The 1,945-nt window shown below is 70.0% G+C and carries 1 protein-coding gene and 1 pseudogene; one reads left to right on the top strand and one right to left on the bottom strand.

What is annotated here, in order from left to right; all coding sequences use genetic code 11:
- A pseudogene (locus tag WBA11_RS13045) lies at positions 1-189 on the top strand (hypothetical protein); the annotation flags it as partial.
- A gap of 18 nt (positions 190-207) precedes the next feature.
- Here the strand turns inward: WBA11_RS13045 and WBA11_RS13040 are convergent.
- Positions 208-1,755: a 4-coumarate--CoA ligase family protein gene (locus WBA11_RS13040; protein WP_424521110.1), complete on the bottom strand. Its 1,548-nt coding sequence runs from the start codon at positions 1,753-1,755 to the stop codon at positions 208-210.
- Positions 1,756-1,945 lie beyond the last annotated feature (190 nt).

Below are 1,945 nucleotides of genomic sequence, written 5' to 3'. Positions count from 1 at the left end.
GTGCAGGCGCCCGCGTTCGCCGTCGAGGTCGAGGGCGACCCCGTCCTCGACGCCGAGCACGACGCGTGGCTGTGGCTCCCGGCCCAGAACGCGGCGGGGAAGTTGATCTGGCCCGAGCAGGCGCGGCTGCTGCGTCTGGCGGCGTCGCTCGTGGACCGAGAGCGTCCGGCGTCGTGGAGCGTCCTGTAGGCGACTCGAGGGCGATCCTCAGGACCGGTCCTGCTCGACCAGCACGCGGCGTAGAATCTTGCCCGAGGCGGACTTCGGAATCGCGTCGACGAAGGCCACCTGGCGGACCTTCTTGTACGGCGCGACGTACTCGGCCACGAACGCTTTCACGTCGTCGGCGCTGAGCTCGTGGTCGGGCTTGCGGACGACGTAGGCCTTGGGGATCTCGCCGGCTTCCTCGTCCAAGACAGGGATGACGGCCGCGTCGGCGATGGCGTCGTGGGACAAGAGCAGGGCCTCGAGTTCTGCCGGGGGCACCTGGTACCCCTTGTATTTGATGAGCTCTTTGACCCGGTCCACGATCCAGAAGTCGCCGTCGGCGTCGACCGTGGCCACGTCGCCGGTGTGGAGCCAGCCGTCGGCGTCTAGGGTGTGGGCCGTCGCTTCGTCGTTGCCGAGGTACCCCATCATCACGTTGGGGCCGCGGACCCACAGCTCGCCGCGCTCGCCCTCGAGGACGTCCTCGCCCGTCTCGACGCTGACCAGCCGGGACTCGACGCCGGGCACGGCCGGGCCGACCGAGCCGTACTTGGTCCACCCGGCCCGTTTGGCTGGAACGAAGTGGGTCACGGGGCTGGCCTCGGTCATGCCGAATCCCTGCTTGACCTCGCAGCCAAGCCGCTGCTGAACCGCCGCCGCCAGGTCGTCGCCCAGGGGCGCCGCGCCGGACACGATCCGCGTGAGGGCGGACAGGTCGTACTGGTCGATGAGCGGGTGCTTGGCGAGCGCGACCAGGATCGGCGGGACCAGGAACGCCTTGTTGACGCGGTGGTCCTGCATCAGCTGGAGGAACGCCTCGAGGTCGAACCGAGGCATCGACACGACCGTCTGGCCGTTGCGGAGTGCGGCGTTGACCAGCAACGTCATGCCGTAGATGTGGAAGAACGGCAGCACGGCGATCAGGACGTCGTCCGGGTCGGCATCGTCGACGGCGTCGAACTGGAGCACGTTGGCGACCAGGTTCCGGTGCGTCAGCATGACGCCCTTGGGCAGGCCCGTCGTGCCAGACGAGTACGGCAACGCAGCGAGCGCCGTCGCGGGGTCGATCGAGGGAGCGGGCGGGGCGCTGCCGGCCATCAACTCGGCGAACGGCGTCGCGACGTCGGACTGACCGAACACGAACACCTCCTCGACGCCCGAGCGGTCGGCGGCCTCGAGGGCGGTCTCGACCAGCGGCGGGACGGTCAGCAAGTAGCGGGCCTTCGAGTCGGACAGCTGATGGGCGAGCTCGTCGGCTGACGACAGCGGGTTCATCGTCGTGGCGACGCCGCCGGCGCGGAGCGCGCCGTGGAAGGCGACGGGAAACTCGGGGAGGTTCGGGCTCAGGATGCCGAACACGTCGCCCGGCGCGAACCCGCGGGCGACGAGGCTCCCGGCGACGCGGTCCACTCCGCTCGCTAGGGCCTCGTAGCTCAGCGTCCGACCGCTGGGGCCGTCGATGATCGCCGGCTTGTCGCCGCGGGCGGCAGCGTCCTCGAGGACGAACTGTGGGAGCGTGACGTTGGGGATGGAGACGTCGTTGTTCATGGGTCCGGGTGTGGAGTGGGCGTGAACGTCGCGTTTGCTGCTCGACGTTCCGACGCACCCAGAGGCCGATCGCTAGACTCGAGGCGCGCTCGCTCGTCGCTCATGACCCGGCCCTCTGTTCCCGACCTCGAGGCCTGGCTCCGCGGCCCCGTCCCGGGCGTCCCGGACCTTCTCCAGCCCGTCGCCCACG

Source organism: Rubrivirga sp. (genome assembly GCF_049648075.1).
Classification (GTDB): Bacteria; Bacteroidota; Rhodothermia; order Rhodothermales; family Rubricoccaceae; genus Rubrivirga.
Note: the sequence above shows the minus strand (reverse complement) of the source record. Positions and strands in the feature narration are given on the sequence as shown.

Bases quoted from the DNA above. Each gene is read 5' to 3' on its own strand.
- WBA11_RS13040 (WP_424521110.1), bottom strand. From the start codon at position 1,755: ATGAACAACGACGTCTCCATCCCCAACGTCACGCTCCCACAGTTCGTC.